Raw genomic sequence first — 880 nt, 5'->3', positions numbered from 1 at the left:
TAGAGGGGCAGGCGGCGTTCGAGCCGCACTCTCGTCGCCCACATCATTCCCCGCAGGCGATCTCAGCCAGCACCGTGGAACTGATCCTCCGGTTGCGTGGTGAACTCACAGTCCGCGGTTCGGATGCTGGCCCCCACACCATCGCTTGGCACCTGCACCACCACCATCGGATGACCGTGGCCACCAGCACCATCTGGCGCACCCTGAAACGTGTCGGGCTGATCGTGCCGCAACCGAAGAAACGCCCCAAGTCTTCCTACATCCGGTTCCAGGCCGATCAACCCAACCAGTGCTGGCAATCCGACTTCACCCACTGGGCACTGGCCGACGGCACCGATATCGAGATCCTCACCTGGCTCGATGATCACTCCCGTTACGCTCTCAGTTGCACCGCGCACCACCCGGTGACCGTTACCGCCGTGCTGGCCACATTCCGCAGCAACACGGCCTGTTACGGCCCACCCGCGTCTACTCTCACCGACAACGGTTTGGTCTTCACCGCCCGCTTTCGCAAGGGACGCAACGCGTTCGAAACCGAGTTGCGCACCCTGAACATTGAGCAGAAGAACGGCCGCCCGAACCACCCGCAAACCCAGGGCAAAGTTGAGCGGTTCCAACAAACGATGAAGAGGGCCCTCACCCACAACCCGACACCGACCACCCTTACCGAGCTGCAGCAACAACTGGAACAGTTCCGCGTCTACTACAACACCCAACGCCCCCACCGGTCACTGCACGGCAGCACCCCGTCCGCCGCCTATGCCAGCCGGCCCAAGGCCACACCACGTGGCTCCAGCGCCGGCGAACACAACCGGATCCGCCACGACTCCGTCGACAACAACGGAAAACTCACCCTGCGACACAACGGAAAGCTGCACCA

The 880-nt window shown here is 62.8% G+C and carries 1 protein-coding gene; it reads left to right on the top strand.

The genetic code is table 11. From position 1 onward, the window contains the following. Positions 1-74 precede the first annotated feature (74 nt). The coding region (locus DL891_RS16575; RefSeq protein ID WP_157962592.1) for an integrase core domain-containing protein at positions 75-880 on the top strand (806 nt) is incomplete at its 3' end.

This window comes from Homoserinimonas sp. OAct 916, from assembly GCF_003260275.1.
Lineage (GTDB): Bacteria > Actinomycetota > Actinomycetes > Actinomycetales > Microbacteriaceae > OACT-916.
This window is presented reverse-complemented; position numbering and strand designations above follow the sequence as displayed.